The organism is Actinomyces sp. S6-Spd3 (assembly GCF_000758755.1).
Taxonomy (GTDB): Bacteria; Actinomycetota; Actinomycetes; order Actinomycetales; family Actinomycetaceae; genus Pauljensenia.
Genome location: NZ_JRMV01000281.1, coordinates 69648 through 95410, shown reverse-complemented (window position 1 = coordinate 95410; position 25763 = coordinate 69648). Strand labels below are relative to the sequence as shown.

The following is a 25763-nucleotide window of genomic DNA, read 5'->3' as shown; positions in this document are numbered from 1 at the left end:
CTAGGATCTGGCAGGATCACGAGCGGGGATAAGTCTTAGTCGACAGCCTTGACTACTACAAAGATCGCGACGCGTTCTCCCCCACAGGACGCTCGCCAATCTCCTGCTGAAGACGCACAAGGTACCCGTCGGGGTCCTGAACCAAGAACTGACGGACACCGATCTCAATGTCGCCTGCCCGATACCACTTCTCTTCGGGCTCAACAAAGATTGGCCACCCTGCGTTCTTGACACGCCACAATGCGGCATCCAAGTTCTCGACCTGCACCTCGAAGTTGATCCCGCGGCCAAGCGGTGGCTCAAGGGCACCGGTCGCCCACGTCCTCCCCTGGTTGATCTGGTCGAGCATCAGGTGCGCATTACCTAAGACGAGGTATCCAAACCCCTCTTCGGGCCTCTCATAGCGGAGGGAAAAACCGACCAGATCGCACCAGAAATGCCGGGAGGCCTCGTAGTCGGTGACGGAAAGTTCAGGAACAAGCCCGGGTTCACAGGTCATTTCTACACTCTATCAGGCAGCTCGGATACACAAGTTGAACTCGGTCACGGCTGTCGAGCAATTTCAATTCCAGCGGTTTGCAGGGTGCCACTAAAACAGGTCGGAGCGGGAACCTGTACGAATTGCTGTCACCACGCAAAGCTCAGGTTCATCTAGGTAGATCAGTAACCAATCCGGTTGAATATGACACTCGCGAAACCCCGCATAATCGCCGCTCAGAAGGTGGTCACGATGTCTCGGAGACAAGTCTGCACCTTCAAGGATCGCGTCGATGACCGCTTCAAGTTCCCCGATAGGAAGCCCCCGTTTACGCGCCCGCTTCAAATCCTTCTTGAACTGACTAGTCATCACAAGGGCCCGTCGCCCTTGTTGAGACTCACTCGTCATCGACATCAGCGAACGCCTGCGATGCCGACACATAGCGACTAGCAGCGACACGTCCGGCAGCAATGCTCATGTACGGTAAGGAAGCAAGCAACCGAAAACAAGAGATAGACCGCCAGCACTACACTATTCCGAACCAAAGACCAAAAGATAAGCATTGTGGGAAAATCTAAACTTTTGGATTTTCCTACAATGCCAACTACGGCGGAATCCCTCCCACTCCTTATATCTTTCTGTATACATTGAATTTGTATTTAGTAAAATGCAGACAACACCACGGATCGGCTTTTGGTTGGACAATTCCAACCAAACACCACAGCAGACAGCAGAAAACATTCTGAACGCTAGGAAGCCGGTATGATTGTTACATATAAGGGGAAGAAAAATTTCTTTTAGGTACTTGCTTTCCTAAAACTGATGTGATACAATGATTTAATCCAGAAAAGGAGTAAAAAATATGCGGCAAGGTATTCTTAAATAAAACTATAATCAAATAGTGGGAACAAAGGATTATGATAGCTCCTTTTGTAGGGGCTTAGTTTTTTGTACCCAATTTAAGAATACTTTTGCCTTATCAATTTTGACATATCCCCAAAAACAGCAATCACAAACAGGTGTATGCTGTATATGTGTATGTCCGCAACTTATAATCCCCAGTGGTAAAAGTATTTTACTGCTGGGGATTTTTATGCCCTTTGGGGCTGTAAAGGGAGGACAATCACATGAAAATAATCAATATTGGAATTCTTGCCCATGTAGACGCTGGAAAGACGACCTTGACGGAGAGCCTGCTATATGCCAGCGGAGCCATTTCAGAACCGGGGAGCGTCGAAAAAGGGACAACGAGGACGGACACCATGTTTTTGGAGCGGCAGCGTGGGATTACCATTCAAGCGGCAGTCACTTCCTTCCAGTGGCACAGATGTAAAGTTAACATTGTGGATACGCCCGGCCACATGGATTTTTTGGCGGAGGTGTACCGCTCTTTGGCTGTTTTAGATGGGGCCATCTTGGTGATCTCCGCTAAAGATGGCGTGCAGGCCCAGACCCGTATTCTGTTCCATGCCCTGCGGAAAATGAACATTCCCACCGTTATCTTTATCAACAAGATCAACCAGGCTGGCGTTGATTTGCAGAGCGTGGTTCAGTCTGTTCGGGATAAGCTCTCCGCCGATATTATCATCAAGCAGACGGTGTCGCTGTCCCCGGAAATAGTCCTGGAGGAAAATACCGACATAGAAGCATGGGATGCGGTCATCGAAAATAACGATGAATTATTGGAAAAGTATATCGCAGGAGAACCAATCAGCCGGGAAAAACTTGCGCGGGAGGAACAGCAGCGGGTTCAAGACGCCTCCCTGTTCCCAGTCTATCATGGCAGCGCCAAAAATGGCCTTGGCATTCAACCGTTGATGGATGCGGTGACAGGGCTGTTCCAACCGATTGGGGAACAGGGGGGCGCCGCCCTATGCGGCAGCGTTTTCAAGGTTGAGTACACCGATTGCGGCCAGCGGCGTGTCTATCTACGGTTATACAGCGGAACGCTGCGCCTGCGGGATACGGTGGCCCTGGCCGGGAGAGAAAAGCTGAAAATCACAGAGATGCGTATTCCATCCAAAGGGGAAATTGTTCGGACAGACACCGCTTATCAGGGTGAAATTGTTATCCTTCCCAGCGACAGCGTGAGGTTAAACGATGTATTAGGGGACCAAACCCGGCTCCCTCGTAAAAGGTGGCGCGAGGACCCCCTCCCCATGCTGCGGACGACGATTGCGCCGAAAACGGCAGCGCAAAGAGAACGGCTGCTGGACGCTCTTACGCAACTTGCGGATACTGACCCGCTTTTGCGTTGCGAAGTGGATTCCATCACCCATGAGATCATTCTTTCTTTTTTGGGCCGGGTGCAGTTGGAGGTTGTTTCCGCTTTGCTGTCGGAAAAATACAAGCTTGAAACAGTGGTAAAGGAACCCTCCGTCATTTATATGGAGCGGCCGCTCAAAGCAGCCAGCCACACCATCCATATCGAGGTGCCGCCCAACCCGTTTTGGGCATCCATAGGACTGTCTGTTACACCACTCTCGCTTGGCTCCGGTGTACAATACGAGAGCCGGGTTTCGCTGGGATACTTGAACCAGAGTTTTCAAAACGCTGTCAGGGATGGTATCCGTTACGGGCTGGAGCAGGGCTTGTTCGGCTGGAACGTAACGGACTGTAAGATTTGCTTTGAATACGGGCTTTATTACAGTCCGGTCAGCACGCCGGCGGACTTCCGCTCATTGGCCCCGATTGTATTGGAACAGGCATTGAAGGAATCGGGGACGCAGCTGCTGGAACCTTATCTCTCCTTCATCCTCTATGCGCCCCAGGAATACCTTTCCAGGGCTTATCATGATGCACCGAAATACTGTGCCACCATCGAAACGGCCCAGGTAAAAAAGGATGAAGTTGTCTTTACTGGCGAGATTCCCGCCCGCTGTATACAGGCATACCGTACTGATCTGGCCTTTTACACCAACGGGCGGAGCGTATGCCTTACAGAGCTGAAAGGATATCAGGCCGCTGTCGGTCAGCCGGTCATCCAGCCCCGCCGTCCAAACAGCCGCCTGGACAAGGTGCGCCATATGTTTCAGAAGGTAATGTAAAGATACATAATCGTCAAGACGGCAACAATCAGAAGTTATGGAGGGTAACAATGGAATATAGTAAGGAAGATTTAATGGAAGCAAAAAAGCAAATTTGGGGAGTGGGAGAGAACATGGGAACAGAGGAAAGTAAAAAAATCTGGGAGGAGAACGCACAATTTTGGGATAATGCAATGGGTGACGAATCTAATGAATTTCACAGAGAGGTAGTGCGTCCCAAAGTAACGGAACTTCTATCTCCTAATCCTGCGGATTACATTTTGGATATTGCGTGTGGCAATGGAAATTATTCTTCGTATCTTGCACAAAGAGGCGCTTCGGTTGTCGCTTTTGATTACAGCAAAAAAATGATAGAATTGGCTAAAAGACGGCAATCACAATATGCAAAACAAATTGAATTTTGTGTGGCGGATGCGACCGATCTGTGCGGACTGCGGCAGTGTCATGTATCAGCAGCGATACCAGACGGACAAGCGCAAGCAGGACTGTTATATCTGCGGTAACTACAAGAAACGCACCCATGACTGTACGGCGCACTTTATCCGCACCGACCTCTTGACCGCTGGCGTACTCTCCAATCTGCGAAAAGTGACAAGCTATGCGGCAAAGCATGAAGCCCGGTTTATGAAGCTCTTGATTGAGCAGAACGAGGACGGGGGCAAGCGCAGGAACGCCGCCAAGAAAAAGGAACTGGAAGCCGCCGAGAAACGAATAGCCGAGTTATCCGCTATCTTCAAGCGGCTGTATGAGGACAGCGTGACCGGGCGCATATCAGACGAGCGTTTCACAGAGCTGTCGGCAGACTATGAAGCAGAGCAACGGGAACTGAAAGAAAGAGCCGCCGCTATCCAAGCGGAGCTTTCCAAAGCACAGGAAGCCACCGTGAACGCAGAAAAGTTTATGAATGTTGTCCGGCGGCATACCAGCTTTGAAGAACTTACCCCTACTCTGCTGCGGGAGTTTGTAGAGAAAATTGTTGTGCATGAGTGCAGCTATGACGAGAACAAGACCCGCAGACAGGACATTGAGATTTATTATTCTTTTGTTGGCAAGGTGGACTTGCCCGAATAACCGCCCGACCTATCCGACACAATGCGCAAGTGCCGGATAGGAACGGCAAAATTTTTTACACTTCTATTGCTTCTTTATCACACATCAATAAATCTCGCGGGCTTCACGCATCGCAGCTTCAGTTTCGGCATTGAAACGAGGCTGGCGCAGTTCGAAGGGCAAACCACCTTCCATGATCGACTTGTGCAGAAACACGTTTACAGCGTCAGTGAGGTTCATCCCAAACTGGGCATACACCCGTTCAGCCTCTTCTTTCACGCTTGGGTCCACACGCATGTTGAGTGTTGCAGTCTTCATGACTCACCCCTTCGACAAATAGATGTACAGCATCGATCTCACAACGTCAGCACAACGCATGACACATGATGCGGTTTGTCATTACAAGAGATCTGTACGATTAGACAATCGTGCAATTTTAATTCCAAATAACGTTATTCGAAGATCGTTAAGAGGAAGCAGAGCACAAACCCGGAAAGTTATGCTTGTGCTGCAAGATCAACGACCTCGGCACCAACGATTTCCGCTAGGTCAAGCGGACTCAGTTCCACACTCACTCCCCTGCGGCCTCCCGACACCAGCATCGTTTCATGATCCAAACATGAGGAATCGATAAAGATTCGATGTTTTGTTGTCTGCCCCAAAGGACTAATCCCGCCAACGACATAGCCCGTGCGGCGCTGCGCAACAGCGGGGTCAGCCATAGCCGCGTTCTTCGCCCCGGCGGCTTTGGCAATGAGCTTCATTGACAGGTGCGCAAGCGCCGGAACACACCCCACCACGAACTCCCCCGTCGGCTCAAGCTTGACCATCAAGGTCTTAAAAGCAATTGCCGGGTCGATCCCCAATTTCTCAACGGTTTCTTCACCGTAAGCACGCGCGGAAGGATCATGCTCGTACTCGTGAACAACGAAAGGAACCCCGGCCTCGTTCAATTCCTCGATTGCGTGAGTGGGGCCTGAAGCGTGATCTTTGGAGTTTTTACGAGCCATACCCCCAGTGTAAGTCCCAAGGAGACAGTCTTTTGGTTTCAGCAAAAATAGAAAGCAGCCGGGCTGATGGAAATCAGCCCGGCCCTGAGTTTCACCGCAAATAGCGGAGCAGCACTTTAGACGAAGGTCGCCTGCGGATCATCGATCACCATCTTGCCGAAGGGGAAGCAGGTGATCGGGATGAGCTTCAGATTGGCGATCGCCAAGGGAATACCGATGATGGTGATGGCCTGGAAGAAAGCCGTGATGACATGTCCGATTGCCAGCCAGATACCGGCAATGAAAAACCAGATCAGATTCATCAGCGCCGAACCAGCACCAGCTCCAGGCATCGGGACAACTCGTTTACCGAAGGGCCAGATAATGTAACTCGCAATGCGGAACGAGGCAATACCTGCCGGGATTGTCACGATGAAAATACACGCGAGCAATCCGAAAAAGATGTAGTCCAAGAACAGTACGAAACCGCCGAAAACTAGCCAAATAATATTGAGCCAGAAGCGCATTTCATTCCTTCCATCAAGTTGTACTGCATCAAGTCTCGCACAGCAGTCCCTCAATTCACGCTCGCTTTTCCCCTGATTCTCCCCTGATTTCCCCCTGAGTCGTGTGGCTACACTGATGCCATGACTATTCCTTCAGCGATTGCCGAGGCCATTGACCGCATCGACCGCGCACGCCAGGCCGCCGGTCGCAGCGATCGCGTCACCTTAGAACTCGCGGTAAAAACTCGCACCCCCGAGGAATGTCGCGAGGCAGCCCAATCCTTGAGCGATCTGGGACAGCCGATCCTCTTGGGGCATAACCGCGTCCAGGAAGCCACGACAACAGTTGAGGCAATTAGACAGGTACCGGGAGCACAGATCCACTTAATCGGCCCGCTCCAGTCGAACAAGATCAATCAGGCCCTGGCCTGCGTCGACGCAATTGAATCGATTGATTCTGCCGCACTCGTCCAGAAAATCGATTCACGCCTGAGCCGAGAACTCCCGATCTTCATCGAAGTGAACATCTCTGGCGAAGACACAAAACACGGCTGCAGCCCCACCGATGTCCCTGCTCTTATCGAGGCCGTCTCCTCCTCGGCGCACCTGAGCCTCGCAGGCTTCATGACCGTCGGTCTCAACTCCTCTGCCGAAACAGATGTGCGCCGCGGATACGCCCAGCTGCGCCAGCTACGCGACCGCAGCGCCAAAGAGCTTAACCTCCCCACAGACGCCCTTGAGCTGTCGATGGGGATGAGTAATGACCTCGAATGGGCGATTGCAGAAGGGGCAACAATCGTTCGAGTGGGAACCGCAGTTTTTGGGGCCCGGCGCTTAGCTGCGCGGGGATAGCGCCTTCCCAGCGATCCAATCGATCCCAACGATCGCGCCAAGAAATACCAGAGCACCGCACAAGATCGCGACGATATTGACGCACACCTGCTGGTAGCCCAAGACCGTCACATTGACGAAATCGTAAGGGTACTGGTGGACGAAGGCACCACGAACCAGCGTGTAGATGATCCACGCAATCGGAATGAGCAGAGCCTTAAGGACGACTCCACCGCTGACTCCTCCACGCGGCCCGCATGCCAATGCAACGACGATCATCAGGAGTGGAACAACGACGTGCTGGAGCGGGTTTGTCAGGACAGACCAGCCGCTCAAAACCTCAGTTGGACGGATCAAGAAGTGATAAACAATGGCCGTCACCGTGATCATCATGAGCGCACATAAATGCAACGCGCGTCCCCACGAGCCAATCTCACTGCCTTGAAGTGCGATGAGCGTTGCGACAATGGCAACCAGAATATTCGACCACTCCGTGAAGTAAGACAGGCATTCGATCATTCTCTGGCCGAACCCGGCCCAGCCAAAGGGAGCTCCACCGAACATCCCAGGCCGGGCCACGGCCTCGCGAGAATACCCGTCGATAGCGGTAATAACCAAGGTGAGGACGACACCAAGCCACGCGGCAATTGCCACAAGCGCATAGCCCCAACGGCCAGCAGTCGCCAGAGTCATCTGCTTTCCTCTCACTGGTCCTATGCCCAGTCGGGAAGAATGCGCACGCCGCCCTTATCCGCAGACGCGGCAAGCATTCCGTAGACCTTCAAGGCGTCGGAAACGTGACGCGAACGAGGCTTGGAGGGCTTCCACGGAGCGGCCCCCTTCTCAGCGCGGCGACGCTCAAGTTCCTCATCGCTGACATTCACTCGAAGCAGACGCTTGTTGACGTCGATCTCGATCTCATCGCCGGTGCGGACCAAACCGATCGCGCCACCTGCAGCGGCCTCGGGAGAGATGTGACCGATCGAGATACCGGAGGTACCGCCGGAGAAACGGCCATCGGTGATCAGCGCACACTTCTTACCCAAGCCCAGTCCTTTGAGGTACGAGGTCGGGTAGAGCATTTCCTGCATGCCCGGGCCACCCTTGGGGCCTTCGTAGGTGATGACGACGACGTCGCCCTCTTGAACCTTCTTACTCAGAATCGATTCAACAGCCTCTTCTTGAGACTCCACAACGAATGCACGGCCAACGAAGTGGAAGAGCGACTCGTCAATACCCGCGCTCTTAATAACCGCGCCATTCTCGGCGATATTGCCGTAGAGAACTGCCAGACCGCCATCCTTCGTGTATGCGTGCTCGACATCGCGAATGCAGCCATTCTCGGAATCCGTTTCCAAGGACTCAAAGAGGTTCGCTGTTGAGAAAGCGTGGGTCGTGCGCACGCCACCGGGCGCTGCAAGGTAGCGATGCTTGGCCTCGTCAGTGGCGCTGCCACTGCGAATATCCCACGCACCCAGCCACTCCTCCAAGGAAGGAGCATGGACGGAGTGCACATCACGGTTCAGCAGGCCCGCGCGGTTAAGCTCGCCAAGCAGGGCGGGGATTCCACCAGCGCGGTGCACGTGCTCAATGTGGTAGGTCGTCGAGTTCGGGGCCACCTTGCAGAGGCAAGGGACCCGGCGCGAAATCGCATCAATGTCGTCCAGAGTGAAATCAACCCCGGCCTCGTGAGCGATCGCAAGAATGTGAAGAACAGTATTCGTGGAGCCGCCCATGGCAACGTCCAAGCTCATCGCGTTCTCGAAAGCGTGCTTGGTAGCGATCGAGCGCGGCAGAACCGAATCATCATCGTTGTCGTAGTACGCGCGGCACATATCAACGATGCGGTGGCCTGCTTCCAAGAAGAGCTTCTTGCGCTCGACCTGCGTAGCCAAAGTCGTGCCGTTTCCGGGCAGCGCAAGGCCGATAGCCTCGTTCAGGCAGTTCATGGAGTTCGCGGTAAACATGCCCGCGCAGGATCCACAGGTCGGGCAAGCGTTGGCCTCAACCTGGGCAAGCTGGGTGTCCGAAATCGAATTATCCACAGCCATGACCATTGCGTCGATCAGGTCGAGACGGTGCTCCACAACGCCTTCAATAGAGGCACCAGACTCCATCGGGCCACCGGAGACGAAGATCGTTGGGATATTCAAGCGCATGGCAGCGATGAGCATACCGGGAGTGATCTTGTCGCAGTTCGAGATACACACCAAGGCGTCCGCGCGGTGAGCGTTGACCATGTACTCCACCGAGTCCGCAATCACCTCGCGTGAAGGCAGCGAGTAGAGCATGCCGTCGTGGCCCATAGCAATGCCATCATCAACGGCGATGGTATTGAATTCCTTCGCGACGCCGCCTGCCTCGCGGATTGCGCCGGCGACAAGCTCGCCCATGTCCTTGAGGTGGACGTGGCCGGGAACGAACTGGGTGAAAGAGTTCGCGATCGCGATGATCGGCTTGCCGAAATCTCCGTCCCCCATGCCGGTCGCGCGCCAGAGCGCACGTGCTCCGGCCATGTTGCGGCCTTGAGTTGATGTTGCTGAACGCAAGGGCTTACTCATCGTTTACTCCCCCAATGACATTTTTGTAACTGTTTCAACCCTAGTTCCGCACGGGGGCTAGTTCTCACCCAGATCAGGAAATGGACGAGGCCTTGCGTACACTTTTCGCCACGTGGCGCGGTTTTGCGGCGCTTACTAAGGCTTTGCGAGCTGTCCACTTTTTGACCGCCCACACGGCCAGAGCGATGCCAGCCAGGGCAAAAACGATAAGTTGGTATCGCGAAATCCATTCTTCGACAAGCGCCCAATTCGCGCCAAGCGCATATCCAGCACCGATAAGGATCGAATTCCACACCGCAGAACCAATTGCCGTGTACACGGTGAAGGGCAGCAGTTTCATTCGTTCAATACCGGCCGGAATCGAAATCAAAGAGCGCACGACGGGGACGATGCGTCCCAGGAGAACTGCAAGCGGGCCTCGGCGCACAAACCATGCTTCCGCGCGCTTGATGTCGGCCTCCTTAACAAAAGGAATCTTCGCGGCCAGGGAGTAGAAGCGCGCCCGGCCAAACCATGCACCCAAGGCATACAGGGCCAGCGCACCAGCAACCGATCCGAGCGTCGCCCACACAATTGCGCTGATCAACCCCATACTTCCCGAGGCCGCGGCAAAGCCTGCGGAAGGCAGGATCACTTCGCTGGGGATGGGCGGAAAGAGGTTCTCCGCAGCAACAGCAATACCTACGCCGGGTGCACCAAGGGCGCCAACAAGTGAAACAACGGCTTGGACAATAGGTTCAAGAAGATTACTCATGCCTGTAGCATCGCGGCGCAAAGCATGGAAGAGTTTTGCTCACCCTTTGTGTGGGCTGTGAAACCCGATCACGGGGCGGAGCACTGAACGAGCTCGCCCTCGCCCGCGATACGCAAGTGGTGTTCCGCGGCAGAGATGAAGACGGCCTCGCCTTGCCCCAGCGTGCACTCCCCCGCTTCGGTCGACAAACTCAAGCGACCACGGGTAACGAGAGCGATGCGCGGGCCCTCACCCGGGACACGCAAAGCGGTGAGTTCAGGGGTGCAGGTCGTCACGGTAAGTTCGAATTCCTGTGCGGGAGCGAGGAAGCGATCCGAGTGCGGGCTGGGGTGCTCGGGAGCGAGGCGAATCGGCGGGAGCGCCGAAAATTCAGCGATTTCCACCAATTGCGCGCTGTCGACGTGCTTGTGGGTGAGGCCCGCACGAATAACGTTATCCGAGGCCGCCATGACCTCAACGCCCAGGCCTCGCTGGTAGGCGTGGATTTGGCGCGGCGGAATGTAGGCAGCTTCGCCCGCACGCAAAGACACAGGATTCATGAGGAACGCCAGGATGATTCCCGCGTCACCGCCGTGCGCGGCCTCGAGCTCACACACCAGTTGGTCCGCGCGAAGCGAAGGCGATTCTCCCGCTTCGAGGCGGCTCCGGCAGGCGGCGACAAATTCTTCCACCAACGGCGGAGTTACCGGTGAATCGATATCGAAGACCCACGAGGCCAAGGAACGCAAGCCCCCGCGAACCGTGGAGAGGTTCAGGCGACGGCGGAGCAATTCGGCCAGCTCCCCATCCAGCCCTTCGAGGAGTCGACGCGCCTTTCGAGGCACTCTAAAGCCAATGAGCGCATCGAAATCGGTCAAGGCGTAGAGCATCTCGGGCTTGTGGTTCATGTCCCGGTAGGAGCGATTCGGCGCGGTGCGCTCGATTCCGAGAACTTCTTCGCGCAGGTAGCCCTCACGCGCAATTTCCTTGGTGGGATGAACCTGAAGAGAGAGTGTCTCGTCCGGTGCAATGACCTTCATGAGGAAGGGCAGGTTGGTTCCAAAGGCGTAGAGGATGCCCGAGCCAAGGGCTTTTTTCGGGTCCTGCGCGATGAGGTCACCCAGAGTTCGCCCGTCATTGATGAGCGTTGGGCCGTCGGGGTGATTGCCAAACCAGAGCTCAGAAACAGGCCTGGGTCCTGGGGTTTCACCCAGGAATTCAGCGATTGCGCTCTGTGAGCCCCAATCGTCAAACTTGCGCCAGCCCTGCAGCTGTTCCATCTGCTCTCCTCAGCCTTCCATGACACCGAGGTCCGTGCGTCGTTGGAGAACAACGAGTGGACGACGTTTTTCCGAAACGCTCGGTATGTGTGAAAAGTTTAGCGTGTCCGCTCTTCGCGTTCAGCGAGAGCGCGTAACGCTCCACCCGATTCGTAGAGTTCATCCCAGGTTCCGCTCTCCACAATGCGGCCCGAATCCATGACGATGATGCGGTCGACATCGCGAATGGTGTCCAGGCGGTGTGCGACGACGATCAGGGTCTTCTCACTGGTCCGCCTGCGAATCCCAGCCAGCACGCGTGCCTCGGTTTCGCGATCAACTTGGGAGGTGGCCTCGTCAAGGATGATGATGGGGGTTTCGCGCAGGAGGGCGCGGGCAAGGGCCAGCCGCTGGCGTTGTCCGCCGGAAATGCGCTCGCCCATTTCGCCGACCTTGGTGTCGATTCCTTCGCTTTCTGCGGCGATCCACTCGCTGAGGTCAACCGCCTCCAGTGCGTCGTTCAGTTCAGCGTCGCTTGCGTCGGGGCGTGCAAGCAGAAGGTTCGCACGGATTGAATCGTTGAAGACGTGCGCGCGCTGCGGGGCCAGGGTGACAACAGAACGAATGTGATCTTGCGTGTCTTCACGCAGGTCCACTCCCCCAATGCGGATCGAACCTGAGTCCGGATCCCACACGCGAGCGAGCAGAGCAGCAAGCGTCGACTTACCCGAGCCCGATGCACCGACGATTGCGGTCGTTGAGCCGGCCGGGATCGTCAAGGTGACATCGTGGAGGACTTGGGGGCGATGGTTCTCGTATCCTTCTGAGTCATCTTGAAGGCCTGAAGCTATAGCAACCTGCGGGTAGGTAAAGTCCACGCCCATAATCTGAAGATCGCCGCTGCCAGCGATGGGGTGAGGGGCTTCCGGATCGGGAACCAACGGTTCACGATCGGTCACCGCGAAGATTCGCGCCGCAGAAGCATAGGCCTGATCCAGATCCGCAGTGAGATCCTCAACCGCCAAAACCGGTGCAAAAGAGGCCAGTGCAACGCCCAAGGACATGGTGACCTGCGCGATGCTCAGTTTGCCCGAGGGGTAAACCGAGTAGGCGACAAGGATCTGAGCGACAACAGCCAGGGGAAGCAGTGCTTGATTAAAGCCTCGTCGAACGGCAATCCAGAAAGAGGTCTTGTACTGAGCTTGGAAAATGTACTCTTCCAGCTCGTCAGCCATTTCCTTCATGCGATGTTCCTGCGCACCGAAAGCAATGACTTCGCGTACGCCTTGAACCGAGTCGGTGACGTGGTGCGAGAGCTTGCCGCGAGTTGCGCGAAGCACTCTTGCGGCCTGATCGGTTGTCTTGCTGCCAAAGCGTGGAACGAAAACGCCTGCGATCAGAAGGAAAGGTGCAAGGACAAGCGCGTTAAGCGGCGAGATTGCCACGCCCATCCACACGACAGTTCCAATCGGGACAATCACAGCTGTCGCCAGCGGCACCAAGGTGTGTGCGAAGAAGACCTCGACGCGATCGACGTCTTTCGTGACTCGCGAGAGTAAGTCGCCGGTGTCTGCGCCCTCGGTCATCGCCGGGGCTTGGGGTTCTAGCGAATCAAAGAAGTAGTTACGCAGGAGGGCCAAAGAACGGAAGGCCACATAGTGTCCCGCGTATTGCTCGAGGTAGCGGAACAAGGCCTTGAGCAGAGACATAATCACCAGCGCCCAGACCACCCATGACAGGGTGACTGATGCTGGATCCGCGGCATAGGAGCCCAATGCCCATGTTCCCACTGCAAAGAGCGCAATCCCCAAAATCAAGGCGATGATACGAGCAATCAGAGAGAAAACCAGAGGAGGAAGGACAGGACGTGCAACTCGGATCAGACGGCGCGAGAGGTCCATGCGCGTGAAGTTCTGGGGGTTCATCGAAGTTCCCCTTCCTTCAGTTCAACTTGGCGGTCTGCGTGAGCGATCGTTGCTCCTCGGTGAGAAATCGTGATGGTTGTGCGCCCGCGTGCGACGGTATCGATAGCGTTAAGAATCTGTCTTTCGCTTTCCAGATCGACGTGTGCAGTGGGTTCATCAAGCAAAAGGATTGGGGCGTCTTTGATGAATGCCCTGGCAAGTGCGACGCGCTGCGCTTCACCGCCCGATAGTGCCAATCCCTTATCGCCGACGCGGGTATCCAAGCCCTCGGGAAGCCTCGCCAGAAGATCGTCGAGGCCGACGGTGCGCAATGCTGTGAGGATGTCCTCATCGCTGGCTGCGGGGTTGGCGATCAGGATGTTTGCGCGCAAAGTGTCAGAGAAAAGGTAGGTGGTTTGTTCGACGACAGCGATTTGCGAGCGGACCCACTGCAGGGGCACCTGGGAGATATCAACGCCATTGATGAAGATGGATCCCTCGCTGGGACGGTGGTGCGCCTGGATCAAGCTTGAGAGCGTTGACTTTCCAGCACCCGAGGTACCCGTGATGGCAATGTGCTCACCGGGGGCGACGCGAAGGGAAGCTCCGCGCAGGATCGGGGTGTCGGCCTCGTAAGCGAAGGAGACGCTGTCGATGCGCACTTCTCCGGGGATGGGAAGTGAAGTCGGAGCAAGAACGCCATCTTCTGCCGGGTCGACGACCTCAGGAGTTTCGCTGGTGAAGCGCTTAATTTCGCGGGTCGCAGCGATACCGCCCATGCCGATGTAGAAGAATTGGCCGATTCGATCCAGAGGGTCGAGCATGATCGAGGAGAGCAGGACAAGTGTGACAGCCTGACCGATTGTGAACCAACCATCGCTGAGACGCCAGTAAGCAAGAGCTGTCGCGCCGGTGATCATTCCAAGCGAAAAGACACCGTCAACAACCAACAGGACCATCTGGTTTCCCGCAAGGTAACGCATGACTTTCCGGCGAACATTTTCTGCGGCCTGTGCAAGGGTGCGGCCCACGCGCTTTCCAGCTCCGATGTAGGACAGCGTTGAAAGCCCCTGGATCGCGTCTAGTTCTTGAGCAGCAAGCGCGCGAGAGGACGCACGATAACGGGTGGAAACCGGGCGAAATGCCCTTTGGAAAGCACCGACAGTAAGGGGAACAACGGGAATGGAGATTGCCAGGACCGCGGCCGATACCCAGTCAAAAGTAAATACGACTGCAACGACCATGATCGGCGTGATCAGCGAGGCCAGCATGGGTGCAATGAAGGTGCCTCGATAATTGGAGCTGCGCTCAACACCATCGGTCGCAGTGTTGACGATGCGACCCGAACGTTCCTTCGTGCGCTCGCTGACACCCAAGCGGAAAACCTGGGCGACCATGGCATGACGTAGACGCGGTTCTTCTGCGCGCAGGCGTGTACCGCCCGAGAATGAGGCACTAAACGCCATCATTCCTGCTGCTAAGGCAAAGAGTGAAAGGTATCCCAGTGACGGGAGACTGATATTGCCGCTGATGAGAGCATCAATGACTAAACCGAGCTCGATGTAGAGAATGATCAGGAACATCGCAGGCAGCAGATTTTTGATGATCTCGATGACGTTCGCCATCCGCTGTTTCGGGAAAGGCTGCGGTAGCGCTCTTGGCGAGGCGTTGAGCTCCGGTCCCATCGATTCGCTCTCCTCATTCGGCTATATGACGTCATTTCATTATGACGCTACTTAGGACTACCTTAGCTTCTTAATGACAGAAAGTCATATAGAAGGTCCGGGCAAGAAAAGGGTGCGCGAAGGGGCGTTCGGATTACTCCGAACGCCCCTTTATTAAGGTTTACAACGCAAACTCGCGGGCACGCCCACGCTTAAGTGCACAGGAAGGCGGCCACGGCCTCGTCAATCGAGTCAGGCCAGACGGTACATCCAGCCGAAGGGATCTTCCGCGCGACCCATCTGGATGTCCGTGATGTCCTTCCAAATCTGATGGGTGACAGAACCCGCGGGCAGCTCGACGTCGAAATCATCCGAGGCGAGGCGAGCAATCGGGGTCACGACAGCAGCGGTACCACAGGCAAAGATCTCAGCGACCGAGCCATTCTTGATGCCCTCAACCAGGTCGGCAAGAGCAATGGATTCCTCGGTTACCGGCACACCACGCGAACGCAGCAGTCGGCAGATCGCGCTACGGGTGCCACCTTCGAGGATCACGCCGGTGAGCTTGGGGGTACGCACGCTTCCATCGGCCATGACGACGAACATATTCATTCCGCCAAGCTCTTCGAGGTACTTGTGCTCGTAGGTATCCAGGTAGCAAACCTGCTTGAAACCGCGCTCTGCGGCCAGGTTCTGCGGGAGTAGCGAGGCCGCGTAGTTACCGCCAGCCTTTGCCGAACCGGTTCCACCAGGGCCGGCGCGGTGGTAGTGCTTTTCAACCCAAATGGACACGCCAGTCTGAGTGCCCGACTTGAAGTAGGGACCAACCGGGGAGCCGATGACGTAGAAGTCAACCTGGTGAGCGGAGCGCACGCCAAGGAAGGGCTCGGACGCGAAGGTGAAGGGACGCAGGTAGAGAGAGGATCCTTCAGCACCCGGAACCCACTTTTCGTCCGCACGCACGTAGTTGACGAGCGCGCCCACGAAGTCCTCGCGGTCCAGTTGAGGCATGGCGAGACGCCAATTCGAGTGGTTCATACGCGCGGCATTGAAACCGGGACGGAATGTCCAAATGCTGCCGTCGGAGTGACGGTATGCCTTGATGCCTTCGAAAGCCGACTGTCCGTAGTGAAGGACAGCGGCCGCGGGAGACAAGTCAAGAGGACCGAAAGGAATGACCTCACGCTGGCCCCATCCGGTTTCGGGCGTCCAACGCATGTGTGCCATGTGATCGGTGAAAACTGTTCCGAAGTTCAGTTCCTCCATGGCCTTTTCGTAATCCGCCTGCGGGGTCGGATTCGGGTTCTGGGTCAGCGGGAAACGACCAGCCAGTTCGTCTGCCGAAGGCAGAGGCTCCTCCCCCAATCGCTCCAATTCGGTGGGAGTATGCTGCGTTTCTGTCATCGTGTCCTCCTCAAAAGCTGAAGTAGCTTCAGAATATTCCCCTTGCGGGGGTCAAGCATGGGGTGGTCCGCCATCTGACCCGGTGAGGGTAGCTTCTGGTTCCCACTCTCCGGGCCTGGTTCGCGTTCCTCTAGGGTGAGCGGTGCCGGCGGAGTGGGTCTTCTGGTTTCTGCTCCCCGGGCGTCGGGAGTCTTCCGGCTCCCGACGCCCGGCCATGGCCTCGTCAGCCGCGAATTAGCGCGACCAAGTCATTGCCGATCTGCTCGGTCGTACGCACCAAAGGATCGCCAGCGGAGTTAGCGGCCGCACGGTTGCGCATGTCTTCTTCAATCGCGTCCATGATCGCGCGCGACTGATCGGCATATCCGAGGTGATTGAGCATGAGCGCAACAGAGGCAATGGTTGCGGTCGGATCTGCCTTGCCCTGACCAGCAATGTCGGGCGCGGAGCCGTGGACGGGTTCGAACATTGAGGGGTGCGCGCCTTCAGGGTTGATATTTCCCGAGGCCGAGAGGCCAACACCGCCAGTGACGGCTCCCGCCTCATCGGTCAAGATGTCGCCGAAGAGGTTATCGGTGACGATCACATCGAAGCGACCCGGATCGGTCACCATGTAGATCGTTGCGGCATCAATGTGGCAGTAGTCGACGCGGACCTGCGGGTATTCGCGGCCCACTTCCTCGACGATCCGGCTCCACAAACCGCCGGCGAAGACCAAAACATTGTGCTTGTGAACCAGGGTGAGGTGGTGAGTCGGACGAGCTGCTGCCTGTTCGAATGCGTAGCGCACCAGGCGCTCCACGCCAAAGGCCGTGTTGACGGAGATCTCCTGTGCGACCTCGTGAATCGTGCCCTTACGCAGGGTTCCACCGTTTCCGGCGTACAGGCTTTCAGTGCCCTCGCGCACGACGATGAAGTCGATGTCGCCGGGGTTGGCCAGCGGGGTCGGAACGCCCGGGTAGTAGTGCGAGGGGCGCAGATTCACGTAATGGTCCAGAGAGAAGCGAAGTTTGAGGAGTAGGCCGCGCTCAAGAACGCCTGAGGGGACCGATGGATCACCAATCGCGCCCAAGAGGATGGCATCGTGCTGGTCGATGACCTCGAGGTCCGTGTCGGTGAGGATCTCGCCGGTGCGGTGGTAGCGGCGCGCGCCAAGATCGAATTCTGTGTACTGCAGTGTGACATCAGAGGGAATGACAGCTTCCAGAGCCTTGATGCCTTCGGGGACGATTTCCTGCCCGATGCCGTCACCGGGGATTACTGCGAGTTTCAGATTTGTCATGCTGCCATTGTTGCGCGGGGGCGGCAGGTCGGCAGAAGGTGTCCATATTTCGGGGAGCGGGGGCGGGGCCTCGTTCCTGAACTCAGCGCCCCACGCCTCCCCTATCGACACCACGCGGCGGCATTGGTACCACTTGGCGGCATTGACGCTACTTGGCGGCATCGCATAGCCCAAAAAGCGCAATGCCCGTCCTCCAAACGGTGTCAATCGCGCCAACCGGTGTCAATCCGATCGGACGACACCGGATTTCACCGTGAATACCCGACACAAGCCACTCCAAGCAGCGTGAATCCGCGTCGAAGTCACCGGATTCCGCCGTAGACACCACACACAAAGCACGAAACAGCACTTAACCAACCCAACACAGCCCGAAATACCCGCTTTGCACGCAACAAACTTTTCCACAACGCAGGATTGCAACGATTCATCCACATGTTTTCAGGCAGGAAACGCACAGCCTTCTCCCCCGCTTCACACTGTCCACTATGAGCACGCAACTGCCGCATGTAACCCTGAGCCATCGCGGGAGCTCCTCCAAAAGTTCCCATCTCAAAGGGCAATTGCGCTTACACCGCGGCGCCTACGTTCAACTGCCATTTGACCTCAGTCAGGCGAAGCCATGGGAAATCTGGGAGTCAATTGCGCTGGCACGAATCATTGCGTCAGTACAGCAAGGAAAAACGACACCACTTGTCGTCGGCAGCTCATCGCTTCTACTCCAGGGGGTACAAGGCTGGATCTCAAACCCAAACGTTGAGTTGTATCAGCCGCAGCGTCGGACGAGTCAGCTCATTCCTTCGTGCAGATGCGGGACAATTTCTGTGCCCGCGACCCTGCGAGTCTATCGGCGCACTCCCCCGATTACCTCGGAACGCATGCAGGTTTCAGGATTAATTACCGAGCACCCTTACGATGCGCTGATCCGCTGCGCGATGCACGATGATGCGCTTCAAGCCTTCACCCTGGGATGCAGCGCTCTCCACAAGTGGTCTGGATTCAGTAATTTCTCGCAAGATGCGTGCCGAGGCCGTGCCGAAGTCATACGCGAAAAGCTCCTTTCGCGCTTGGAACACGCGAAGGGACGCCGAGGTTATGCTCACGCGCGACGGATACTGACCACAATCGACCCCGGATGCAGCAATCCTGCCGAGGCCACACTGACTTGGGTGGTTCGCACGCTATGCCCCTACGAAGTATCGACGCAATATGAGCTCTCAGTAGGTGGCCGACGCTTCTTTGCCGACATTGCAATTCCGCATACCAAATTCATCATCGAGTTCGATGGAATCGAGAAACTGGGTTCGACACAGGGAGAATTCGACCGCGCGAAACGCTTGTGGGTTCAACGCGAACAGGCGCTACAAGACCAGGGCTGGCGTTTCCTCCGAGTCAACTGGCTGGATTTCAACGACTGGGAAGCGCTGCGCAGTCGGATTAGCTCTGCGATCGGGGTGGCCTCGAAGCCTATTCCCGCTCGTTACGCGCTGTTGTGGGAGCCTCCAAGTGAGCGTTGCGATGGTGAAGGACGGCGCTTTCGGGGCCATGAATCGCATTGGCCAAATGGGACGGATGGAAGCTGGACTTAAAATTTGTTTTCCGCTTGTAAGTCAAACCGGCACGAATTGAAGGTGGGACTGAGTAGCATAATCCCATGTCGACAACCATTGATGTTTATCCGACAGTAGATGCCCTGCCTCTTGTTGAGGAGATTCGTGGGCGCACACAAGAGTTATTTCAAACATTGTTGAACCGTCACGGTATCGGTTCAACAATCGAGGTTAAAGCTTTCTATCCCTCTTCAGCGGATATACCAATTAAGTACGTTGAAATCGACACGGTGTGGACACCAGATTTGTATCTGGGCTTCGAATATTCGATTGATGGGATCTGGGATTCGGATTCTTGGCCTAGTTGTTCTTTTATCGAAGCTGACGATCGGTACATCGTCGAAGAGCTCGAAGATATTGTTCCCCCAACTCGACTTTCAAAAATTCTGGCACAGGACCACTACTGGTTTGACGAAAATAACTCTGATGGCCCTCCTGTTGCCTCAACCGGTTACGGTTTGGTTTGTGCAGCTCTGGCTGAAGCAACCGAAGGAATCATCGCCTCATTTGACTGCGAATCTGACGAAAAATACAACGGCGAAACCGCTGAGAAGTTTCTTGCCTGGTGGGGCGACAGACAAATCGATTTCTATGGCGAGGACGCGTTCAGAAATCCACGAAGGAAGAGATACTAACTAGTCTTTGAGTAGAAGACTCATGCACGCGCCCCCAGATGTGGTCGGCAGGCACGAAGACTCATGGACAGCCACCTATGAACCGAACAACAGGTGGTAACGACTGCGGCTCCCACGAATGCACTCTGACCTCCAAGTTTGTCCCAAATACGGCCGGGCAGCGCCTCTTGACCACCAAGAATCTACACGCGTAGAATCGTGACCATCGTCACCGGATACACCGCCCGGAACGCTCACCTACCAATCCGCGCTGCGAGGAGGCAGCTAATGGCACAATCGAATGAGGAACTTCAGGCATCAGACCTGAATTTCCAGACCCCTGAGGGCCGCAAGAGCTTCTGGCTCAACATCGTTTCAGTCTGGCTGGGCACGACAATGGAATACGTCGACTTCGCCCTCTACGGACTCGCCGCCGGCCTCGTTTTCGGCGATGTCTTCTTCCCAGAGCAGACCCCGATCATCGCACTACTTTCATCCTTCGCAACCTACGCCGTCGGCTTCCTCGCTCGCCCGCTGGGCGCCATCATCTTGGGCCGCGTCGGCGACCGCCACGGCCGCAAGGTCATCATGGTGATCACCGTCGGACTCATGGGCGTTTCAACCACTGCGCTGGGCTTGCTCCCCACATACCGCCAAGTCGGCTGGCTTGCGCCTGCATTGCTCGTATTCCTCCGCCTCTGCCAAGGGTTCGGCGCAGGTGCCGAGCTCTCTGGTGGCGCAGTCATGCTCGCCGAGTTCTCCCCCGTCAAGCACCGAGGTGTGGTCGCCTCGCTCATCGGTGTCGGCTCCAACACGGGCACACTCCTCGCTTCTTCAGTTTGGCTTCTAGTCTTGACCATGCCGAAGGAACAGCTCATGACATGGGGCTGGCGAATCCCCTTCTTGATCTCAATCTTCATCGCTTTCTTTGCAATCTTCCTGCGCCGCTCCATGCAGGAAAGCCCCGTGTTCACCGCATTCAAGCTGCGCAAGCAGCGCGAACAGGAATCGGTCGTTGAAGCCGGCCTTGACGCCCACGAAGGCGGCTGGCGCGCATTCTTCGTCATGCTCGGCCTGCGTATCGGCGAAAACGGCCCCTCCTACATCGCGCAGTCCTTCCTCGTGGGCTACGTCGTCAAGGCTCTGACCATGGAGAAAGCCGTTCCGACGACCGCTGTTCTGGTCGCCTCGTTCCTCGGTTTTGCAATCATCCCCTTCTCCGGATGGCTCTCGGATCATTTCGGCCGCCGCATCACCTACCGAGTCTTCTGCGCGCTTCTGGTTCTCTACGCATTCCCGGCCTTTGCTCTTCTGCAATCTAAAGACCCGTGGATTGTCGGTTGCGTTATTGTTGTCGGAATGGGACTGGGGTCGCTGGGCATCTTCGGCGTGCAAGCGGCCTACGGCGTCGAGCTTTTCGGCGTTCAGCACCGTTACTCACGAATGGCTGTTGCCAAGGAACTCGGTTCGATCCTCTCGGGCGGCACTGCTCCGATGGTCGCCTCGGCGCTCCTTGCAACCTTCAATTCGTGGATCCCGCTGGCAACCTACTTTGCGGTTACGGCCTTCATTGGCTTTGCGACCACTTTCGTTGCTCCCGAGACCCGCGGCCGCGACCTCACTCTCCTTGAGGACGCGATCTAATACCTCCCAAAGGAGCGAATAGACATGGCGAAGCAGCCCACCCGCGACGACGTCGCTCGACTTGCCGGCACCTCAACTGCCGTAGTCAGTTACGTCGTCAACGGTGGGCCTCGCAATGTCCGCCCCGAGACCCGTAAACGTGTTCTCGAGGCGATCGAGCAATTGGGGTATCGCCCGAACGCCTCGGCCCAGTCTCTTTCACGAGGCCGCAGCGACCTTTTTGCGCTCCTCGTCCCCGACCTCGCGAACCCCTACCTCGCCGAGCTTGCCCAACGCCTCGAAGAAGAATTCTTCCGCAGGGACATGGTTTTGGTTGTCGGAGATTCTCATGATGACCAAGACCGCGAGTCCACGATTCTCGAGGCCTTCCGTCGCCAGCAGATCGCGGGGCTCGCTTGGTACGGCGTCACCCAACCGCTCCCTCTGGATCTTCTTGAGGACGCCTCGTTCCCGGTGGTTTTACTCAACGAACCCGACGGGCACCGCATGGGAAACCACCCAAGGATCACCCGCCTCGTCGCTGATGAACAGGAGGCTGCGCGCGTGGCGACCGAGCACCTCCTGCAGCATGGGAGGACTCGTGTGGCAATGGTTGCTGGTCCTAAGGGGCGTCACAATGCCCGCGAGCGCATCCGCGGGTGGCGTTTGGCTTTGCGCGAGGCCGGGCTCGAAGAGGGGGCGGTCATTCACGGGCCCTTTACTCGCGTCGGTGGCGTTCAGGCTGCTCAGGCCTTGATCGATTCAGGTGCCGACGCTGTGGTTGTTTCGAACGAATTACAGGCTACTGGTTTGTTGCGAGAACTCCATCGCGCGGGGGTCGCCGTGCCTGAAGATATCGCGGTTGTTGTCCTCAATGGAACAGCATTGTCTGAATTTTTGTGGCCGCCAGTGACCAGCGTGGACGTCCCAGTGAGCTCGCAGGCCGAGGCGATCGCTGATTTTGTCACGGGAACGGATCGCGCGCGCGACCTGAGCGTGACTTCCCGTTTAACGAAGCGGGCAAGCTGCGGGTGCTCGTATTCTTCGAAGGAATGATGATGTCTCTTCCGATCATTATCGACTGCGATCCCGGAAATGGAATCCCGGGCGCGAATGTTGATGACGCGCTAGCTCTTGTGTATGCGTTGCGCCACCCTGAATTGGATTGCCGAGCCGTGTGGACGGTTTTCGGGAACACGCCTTCTGATACAGGCGCGAAGTGTGCCCGCGAGATCGTTGACTGTGCGGCGGTTACCGGCCAGGCTCCCCCGCATATTCAGCAGGGTTCGACCCGTCCTTTGCTGGCGAGCACGCAGCGTTGGGATCAGCAGCGCAAGGAGTACGCCTCGACCCCAGAGGGAGTAAGCGCGTGGGGAGACGAGCGCCTCGTCCCCGTTGCGGGTGATGGAAATTCTTCCATTGACGAGGCCGTGGCTGAGAAGTTGTTCCGCGATGTTACGGACGCTGCATCGGTCGCTGCGGCAACGTCGGCGAGCCAGAAGGTAACGATTGTTGCGATTGGTCCGCTGACGAATATCGCGCGTTTGTTGACTGCGCATCCGGAGTGCCGCGAGCTTATTGAGCAGATTGTGTTGATGGGCGGATGCTTTGGTTTCGGCGATCTTGTCGATACAAATTTTGCTGTCGACCCCGAGGCTGCACAGATTGTTTTCGCTAGTGCGATCCCGCTAACTGTTGTTCCTTTGGATACGACTCGAACAACTCACATGTCTCAGGAGCGCTGGGAGCGCATATTGAAGGCTTGTACGGACAAGGATTTGGCCGACTCCCTTCGACAGTGGATTAATCCGTGGCTCGCTTTTTCTCAGCAGACTCGCCCGGTTGATGGCATGTGGGTCCACGACTTAGTGACACTCTTTGCGCTGACAAATCCCGAGTTGGTCGCGGTTGAGGATGCACTTTGCACGGTTGACGAGGCGGGGAAACTGACGCGTTGTGCAGACGGACGTCTGGTGAGGGTTGTGACCGCGGTGGATAACGAGGGTTTGCTGGGAGCTTTGGAGCAAGTGATCGCTGGCCGGAACTAGGTTTTGTTTGACCGGCGCCAAACTGCCCGCAGATGAGGGTGCTTCACAGTAAAGTGAAAGCATGCTTGACGATGCGGTTGCACAGAAATTACGCGCGTTCTCTGAGGAACGCGATTGGGACCAGTTCCACACGCCCGAAAACTTGGCGAAATCAATTTCTATCGAGGCCGCGGAGCTTTTAGAGTGCTTCCAGTGGTCCTCCGATGGGGATCCTCAGGCAGTCAAGGAAGAACTAGCCGATGTCCTCACCTACTGTTACTTCCTTGCAATGAAGGTCGGGCTTGAGCCAGATCAGATCGTCTTAGAAAAGCTTGCTGTGACGGCGCAGAAGTATCCGGTTGAAAAGTCTCGTGGGAGCAGCGTGAAGTATGACCAGCTCTAAAGAGGAAATTGCTGAGGCGCGCAGACATATCGAAATTCGCGAGTTTTCTTTCAGCGATGATGGTGCGACCGATGTAAAAACAGATCCCAATTCCCGTCTTCATAATTGGCCAGTCGTCTACATCATCAATAATGACAAACGACTCTATGTCGGCGAAACGACCGATTTTCTCAGTCGCACCCGTCAGCATCTACAAAATCCACAGAAACAGGGTTTGAGAGAAATTCGCGTCATCCTTGACGATACCTTCAACAAGTCAACCTGCTTGGATTTAGAGTCCCAACTGATCATGTTGTTCTCCGGAGACGGAAAATACGAGGTTATTAACAGCAATGCGGGAATCGCTGACTGCGATTACTTTGATCGTGAGCACTATCAGGTCACTTTCGAGCAGATTGTCGAAAATCTTCGGATTTTAGGGTTGTTTAATCAGAGCGCCCTAGACATTCGAAACAGTAACCTCTTCAAGTACTCCCCCTACAAGGCACTCAATGACGATCAAATCCAAGTGACCGAGGCAATTATTGATGACCTGTGGCAGTCACTTGAGGAAGGCGAATCATCAGTCCACGTCGTTCAAGGAAGTGCGGGGACAGGAAAAACTGTCGTTGGCATCTTCCTGACAAAGCTACTCGCAGATCTGGGAACCCCGGACCAAGCACCCACCGGTGAATCAGTCTTTGATGAGTACTACCAAGAAGGTTACAAACAGTTATTTGAGGGGAGGAGGATTGGGCTTGTTGTTCCCCAGCAATCGCTCCGCGCATCTGTCAAAGACGTCTTCTCAAAGATCTCCTCCCTTGACCCCAACATGGTTCTGACACCATTTGATGTAGGTGAGTCTAACGAACGCTTCGACATCCTCATTGTCGATGAGGCCCACCGTTTAAATCGATATTCCGCACAGGCAGTTGGGAAGTTGACAAGACAGTATCGAGAAATCAATGAACGCCTCTTTGGTAACCCTAAGTCGGGAAACAGTCAGCTGGACTGGCTGAGGAAACAATGTGATCACCTGATTTTGCTTCTCGACCCAGAGCAGAGTGTGCGCCCGCAGGATCTCACGCCTAAAGAAATCAACACATGCATCGAGTCAAGCCGCACAATGGGACGAATCCACGCATTACGTTCACAGCTGCGAATCCAAGGAGACTCTGCAGAATACGGAGAGTTTCTTAATCAATTGTTGTCTGTTGGGCCATGTTCCCCCATCGAGGTGCCGCATATTAAAGACTACGAACTTCGCGTTTTCACAGATTTAAATGAAATGATCGCTGAGATTCGTAAGAAAAATGAGGAATATGGTCTTTCGCGACTCGCTGCCGGCTACGCATGGGAGTGGGTTTCCAAAGACGATCAAGCGACTCCGGATATTGTCATCGGCGACTGCGAACTTTTTTGGAATAGCACTACCAAAGATTGGGTCGGAAAAGGAAACCCTGATGAAGTCGGGTCTATCCACACACTTCAGGGATATGACCTGAACTATGCAGGAGTGATTATCGGCCCCGACATCGAGGTTGGCCCCGATGGCTGCCTGAGGGCCAATCGCAGCCGTTACGCAGATAAGCGCGGAAAAGCGAATGTCGGCCTCGCATTGGAGCCCTCAGAACGTCAGACTACTGATGATGATCTTCTTCGGTACATCCGCAATTGCTACCGAGTTTTGCTCACCCGCGGAATCCGTGGAACCTATATCTATGCTGGTGAAAGCACACTCCGCGAGCGCATAAAGGGCGCATAAAACGCAGTCAAAAGTCACCGAAAAGCACTGTGCCCGA

The 25763-nt window shown here is 55.8% G+C and carries 22 protein-coding genes and 2 pseudogenes; 11 read left to right on the top strand and 13 right to left on the bottom strand.

Features of this window, described 5'->3' with window-relative positions:
• Positions 1 to 55 precede the first annotated feature (55 nt).
• Positions 56 to 499 carry a bleomycin resistance protein gene (locus HMPREF1627_RS07520; protein WP_034502611.1) on the bottom strand — a complete coding sequence of 148 codons (444 nt, stop codon included), beginning with the start codon at positions 497 to 499 and terminating at the stop codon, positions 56 to 58.
• 90 nt (positions 500 to 589) lie between these two features.
• A complete protein-coding gene (locus HMPREF1627_RS07515) occupies positions 590 to 892 on the bottom strand; it encodes a type II toxin-antitoxin system YafQ family toxin (RefSeq protein ID WP_081940795.1) in 303 nt (100 codons plus the stop codon).
• Between the two features lie 713 nt (positions 893 to 1605).
• On the opposite strand from HMPREF1627_RS07515, the gene tet(W) reads away from it, so the two are divergent.
• The 3 genes and pseudogenes from tet(W) to HMPREF1627_RS10940 all read left to right on the top strand — a co-directional run.
• Positions 1606 to 3525 (top strand): tetracycline resistance ribosomal protection protein Tet(W), encoded by a 1920-nt coding sequence (tet(W), locus tag HMPREF1627_RS07510; RefSeq protein ID WP_034502607.1) that lies wholly within the window; start codon positions 1606 to 1608, stop codon positions 3523 to 3525.
• Between the two features lie 50 nt (positions 3526 to 3575).
• Positions 3576 to 3947, top strand: a pseudogene (locus HMPREF1627_RS10945) (class I SAM-dependent methyltransferase); the annotation flags it as partial.
• A 1-nt stretch (position 3948) separates the two neighbouring features.
• Positions 3949 to 4596 (top strand): annotated as a pseudogene (locus HMPREF1627_RS10940) (DUF4368 domain-containing protein); the annotation flags it as partial.
• 84 nt (positions 4597 to 4680) lie between these two features.
• Here HMPREF1627_RS10940 and HMPREF1627_RS07495 read toward each other — a convergent pair.
• The 3 genes from HMPREF1627_RS07495 to HMPREF1627_RS07485 all read right to left on the bottom strand — a co-directional run bounded on the left by HMPREF1627_RS07495 (position 4681) and on the right by HMPREF1627_RS07485 (position 6091).
• A complete protein-coding gene (locus tag HMPREF1627_RS07495; protein WP_234305286.1) occupies positions 4681 to 4893 on the bottom strand; it encodes a type II toxin-antitoxin system RelB/DinJ family antitoxin in 213 nt (70 codons plus the stop codon).
• 179 nt (positions 4894 to 5072) lie between these two features.
• A complete protein-coding gene (gene ybaK / locus HMPREF1627_RS07490) occupies positions 5073 to 5585 on the bottom strand; it encodes a Cys-tRNA(Pro) deacylase (RefSeq protein ID WP_034502603.1) in 513 nt (170 codons plus the stop codon).
• Positions 5586 to 5701: 116 nt separating this feature from the next.
• Complete coding sequence (locus HMPREF1627_RS07485) at positions 5702 to 6091, bottom strand: YccF domain-containing protein (RefSeq protein ID WP_034502599.1); 390 nt, start codon at positions 6089 to 6091, stop codon at positions 5702 to 5704.
• 120 nt (positions 6092 to 6211) lie between these two features.
• Here HMPREF1627_RS07485 and HMPREF1627_RS07480 point away from each other — a divergent pair, with 120 nt between their 5' ends.
• Positions 6212 to 6922 carry a YggS family pyridoxal phosphate-dependent enzyme gene (locus HMPREF1627_RS07480; RefSeq protein WP_034502595.1) on the top strand — a complete coding sequence of 237 codons (711 nt, stop codon included), beginning with the start codon at positions 6212 to 6214 and terminating at the stop codon, positions 6920 to 6922.
• Here HMPREF1627_RS07480 and HMPREF1627_RS07475 read toward each other — a convergent pair.
• The 8 genes from HMPREF1627_RS07475 to HMPREF1627_RS07440 form a co-directional block, all read right to left on the bottom strand.
• Positions 6905 to 7594 (bottom strand): Pr6Pr family membrane protein, encoded by a 690-nt coding sequence (locus HMPREF1627_RS07475; RefSeq protein WP_034502593.1) that lies wholly within the window; start codon positions 7592 to 7594, stop codon positions 6905 to 6907. The genes HMPREF1627_RS07480 and HMPREF1627_RS07475 overlap by 18 nt on opposite strands.
• A 20-nt stretch (positions 7595 to 7614) precedes the next feature.
• Positions 7615 to 9462: a dihydroxy-acid dehydratase gene (gene ilvD, locus HMPREF1627_RS07470; protein WP_034502591.1), complete on the bottom strand. Its 1848-nt coding sequence runs from the start codon at positions 9460 to 9462 to the stop codon at positions 7615 to 7617.
• 73 nt (positions 9463 to 9535) lie between these two features.
• A complete protein-coding gene (locus HMPREF1627_RS07465; RefSeq protein WP_034502590.1) occupies positions 9536 to 10216 on the bottom strand; it encodes a DedA family protein in 681 nt (226 codons plus the stop codon).
• Between the two features lie 68 nt (positions 10217 to 10284).
• A complete protein-coding gene (gene manA / locus HMPREF1627_RS07460) occupies positions 10285 to 11475 on the bottom strand; it encodes a mannose-6-phosphate isomerase, class I (RefSeq protein WP_034502588.1) in 1191 nt (396 codons plus the stop codon).
• Between the two features lie 98 nt (positions 11476 to 11573).
• The gene (gene cydC, locus HMPREF1627_RS07455) at positions 11574 to 13379 is read right to left on the bottom strand and encodes a thiol reductant ABC exporter subunit CydC (RefSeq protein WP_034502586.1); all 1806 of its coding nucleotides are present in this window, start codon (positions 13377 to 13379) and stop codon (positions 11574 to 11576) included.
• Positions 13376 to 14983 carry an ABC transporter ATP-binding protein/permease gene (locus HMPREF1627_RS07450; RefSeq protein WP_034502584.1) on the bottom strand — a complete coding sequence of 536 codons (1608 nt, stop codon included), beginning with the start codon at positions 14981 to 14983 and terminating at the stop codon, positions 13376 to 13378. The genes cydC and HMPREF1627_RS07450 overlap by 4 nt, the downstream gene beginning before the upstream one ends.
• A gap of 291 nt (positions 14984 to 15274) precedes the next feature.
• On the bottom strand, positions 15275 to 16426 hold the full coding sequence (locus tag HMPREF1627_RS07445; RefSeq protein WP_034502581.1) for a branched-chain amino acid aminotransferase: 1152 nt from the start codon (positions 16424 to 16426) through the stop codon (positions 15275 to 15277).
• Between the two features lie 223 nt (positions 16427 to 16649).
• Positions 16650 to 17708, bottom strand: coding sequence for a 3-isopropylmalate dehydrogenase (locus HMPREF1627_RS07440; protein ID WP_034502578.1), 1059 nt, complete (start codon positions 17706 to 17708; stop codon positions 16650 to 16652).
• An 821-nt stretch (positions 17709 to 18529) separates the two neighbouring features.
• On the opposite strand from HMPREF1627_RS07440, the gene HMPREF1627_RS07435 reads away from it, so the two are divergent.
• The 7 genes from HMPREF1627_RS07435 (at position 18530) to HMPREF1627_RS07405 (ending at position 25726) form a co-directional block, all read left to right on the top strand.
• Positions 18530 to 19294: a hypothetical protein gene (locus HMPREF1627_RS07435; RefSeq protein ID WP_052040885.1), complete on the top strand. Its 765-nt coding sequence runs from the start codon at positions 18530 to 18532 to the stop codon at positions 19292 to 19294.
• A gap of 65 nt (positions 19295 to 19359) precedes the next feature.
• Positions 19360 to 19950 (top strand): hypothetical protein, encoded by a 591-nt coding sequence (locus tag HMPREF1627_RS07430; protein WP_034502575.1) that lies wholly within the window; start codon positions 19360 to 19362, stop codon positions 19948 to 19950.
• Between the two features lie 267 nt (positions 19951 to 20217).
• On the top strand, positions 20218 to 21573 hold the full coding sequence (locus HMPREF1627_RS07425; protein ID WP_034502572.1) for an MFS transporter: 1356 nt from the start codon (positions 20218 to 20220) through the stop codon (positions 21571 to 21573).
• 24 nt (positions 21574 to 21597) lie between these two features.
• A complete protein-coding gene (locus HMPREF1627_RS07420; RefSeq protein ID WP_034502569.1) occupies positions 21598 to 22608 on the top strand; it encodes a LacI family DNA-binding transcriptional regulator in 1011 nt (336 codons plus the stop codon).
• 2 nt (positions 22609 to 22610) lie between these two features.
• The gene (locus HMPREF1627_RS07415; protein ID WP_034502567.1) at positions 22611 to 23600 is read left to right on the top strand and encodes a nucleoside hydrolase; all 990 of its coding nucleotides are present in this window, start codon (positions 22611 to 22613) and stop codon (positions 23598 to 23600) included.
• A gap of 61 nt (positions 23601 to 23661) precedes the next feature.
• On the top strand, positions 23662 to 23982 hold the full coding sequence (locus HMPREF1627_RS07410) for a nucleotide pyrophosphohydrolase (protein ID WP_034502564.1): 321 nt from the start codon (positions 23662 to 23664) through the stop codon (positions 23980 to 23982).
• A complete protein-coding gene (locus tag HMPREF1627_RS07405; protein ID WP_081940793.1) occupies positions 23969 to 25726 on the top strand; it encodes a DUF2075 domain-containing protein in 1758 nt (585 codons plus the stop codon). The genes HMPREF1627_RS07410 and HMPREF1627_RS07405 overlap by 14 nt, the downstream gene beginning before the upstream one ends.
• Positions 25727 to 25763: the final 37 nt, after the last annotated feature.

Coding starts and splice junctions, on each gene's coding strand:
- HMPREF1627_RS07515 (WP_081940795.1), bottom strand. CDS start 892: ATGTCGATGACGAGTGAGTCTCAACAAGGGCGACGGGCCCTTGTGATG.
- HMPREF1627_RS07425 (WP_034502572.1), top strand. CDS start 20,218: ATGGCACAATCGAATGAGGAACTTCAGGCATCAGACCTGAATTTCCAG.
- HMPREF1627_RS07420 (WP_034502569.1), top strand. CDS start 21,598: ATGGCGAAGCAGCCCACCCGCGACGACGTCGCTCGACTTGCCGGCACC.
- HMPREF1627_RS07520 (WP_034502611.1), bottom strand. CDS start 499: ATGACCTGTGAACCCGGGCTTGTTCCTGAACTTTCCGTCACCGACTAC.
- HMPREF1627_RS07445 (WP_034502581.1), bottom strand. CDS start 16,426: ATGACAGAAACGCAGCATACTCCCACCGAATTGGAGCGATTGGGGGAG.
- manA (WP_034502588.1), bottom strand. CDS start 11,475: ATGGAACAGCTGCAGGGCTGGCGCAAGTTTGACGATTGGGGCTCACAG.
- ybaK (WP_034502603.1), bottom strand. CDS start 5,585: ATGGCTCGTAAAAACTCCAAAGATCACGCTTCAGGCCCCACTCACGCA.
- HMPREF1627_RS07480 (WP_034502595.1), top strand. CDS start 6,212: ATGACTATTCCTTCAGCGATTGCCGAGGCCATTGACCGCATCGACCGC.
- HMPREF1627_RS07475 (WP_034502593.1), bottom strand. CDS start 7,594: ATGACTCTGGCGACTGCTGGCCGTTGGGGCTATGCGCTTGTGGCAATT.
- HMPREF1627_RS07450 (WP_034502584.1), bottom strand. CDS start 14,983: ATGGCGAACGTCATCGAGATCATCAAAAATCTGCTGCCTGCGATGTTC.
- cydC (WP_034502586.1), bottom strand. CDS start 13,379: ATGAACCCCCAGAACTTCACGCGCATGGACCTCTCGCGCCGTCTGATC.
- HMPREF1627_RS07415 (WP_034502567.1), top strand. CDS start 22,611: ATGTCTCTTCCGATCATTATCGACTGCGATCCCGGAAATGGAATCCCG.
- HMPREF1627_RS07485 (WP_034502599.1), bottom strand. CDS start 6,091: ATGCGCTTCTGGCTCAATATTATTTGGCTAGTTTTCGGCGGTTTCGTA.
- HMPREF1627_RS07465 (WP_034502590.1), bottom strand. CDS start 10,216: ATGAGTAATCTTCTTGAACCTATTGTCCAAGCCGTTGTTTCACTTGTT.
- HMPREF1627_RS07430 (WP_034502575.1), top strand. CDS start 19,360: ATGTCGACAACCATTGATGTTTATCCGACAGTAGATGCCCTGCCTCTT.
- HMPREF1627_RS07440 (WP_034502578.1), bottom strand. CDS start 17,708: ATGACAAATCTGAAACTCGCAGTAATCCCCGGTGACGGCATCGGGCAG.
- HMPREF1627_RS07410 (WP_034502564.1), top strand. CDS start 23,662: ATGCTTGACGATGCGGTTGCACAGAAATTACGCGCGTTCTCTGAGGAA.
- HMPREF1627_RS07405 (WP_081940793.1), top strand. CDS start 23,969: ATGACCAGCTCTAAAGAGGAAATTGCTGAGGCGCGCAGACATATCGAA.
- ilvD (WP_034502591.1), bottom strand. CDS start 9,462: ATGAGTAAGCCCTTGCGTTCAGCAACATCAACTCAAGGCCGCAACATG.
- HMPREF1627_RS07495 (WP_234305286.1), bottom strand. CDS start 4,893: ATGAAGACTGCAACACTCAACATGCGTGTGGACCCAAGCGTGAAAGAA.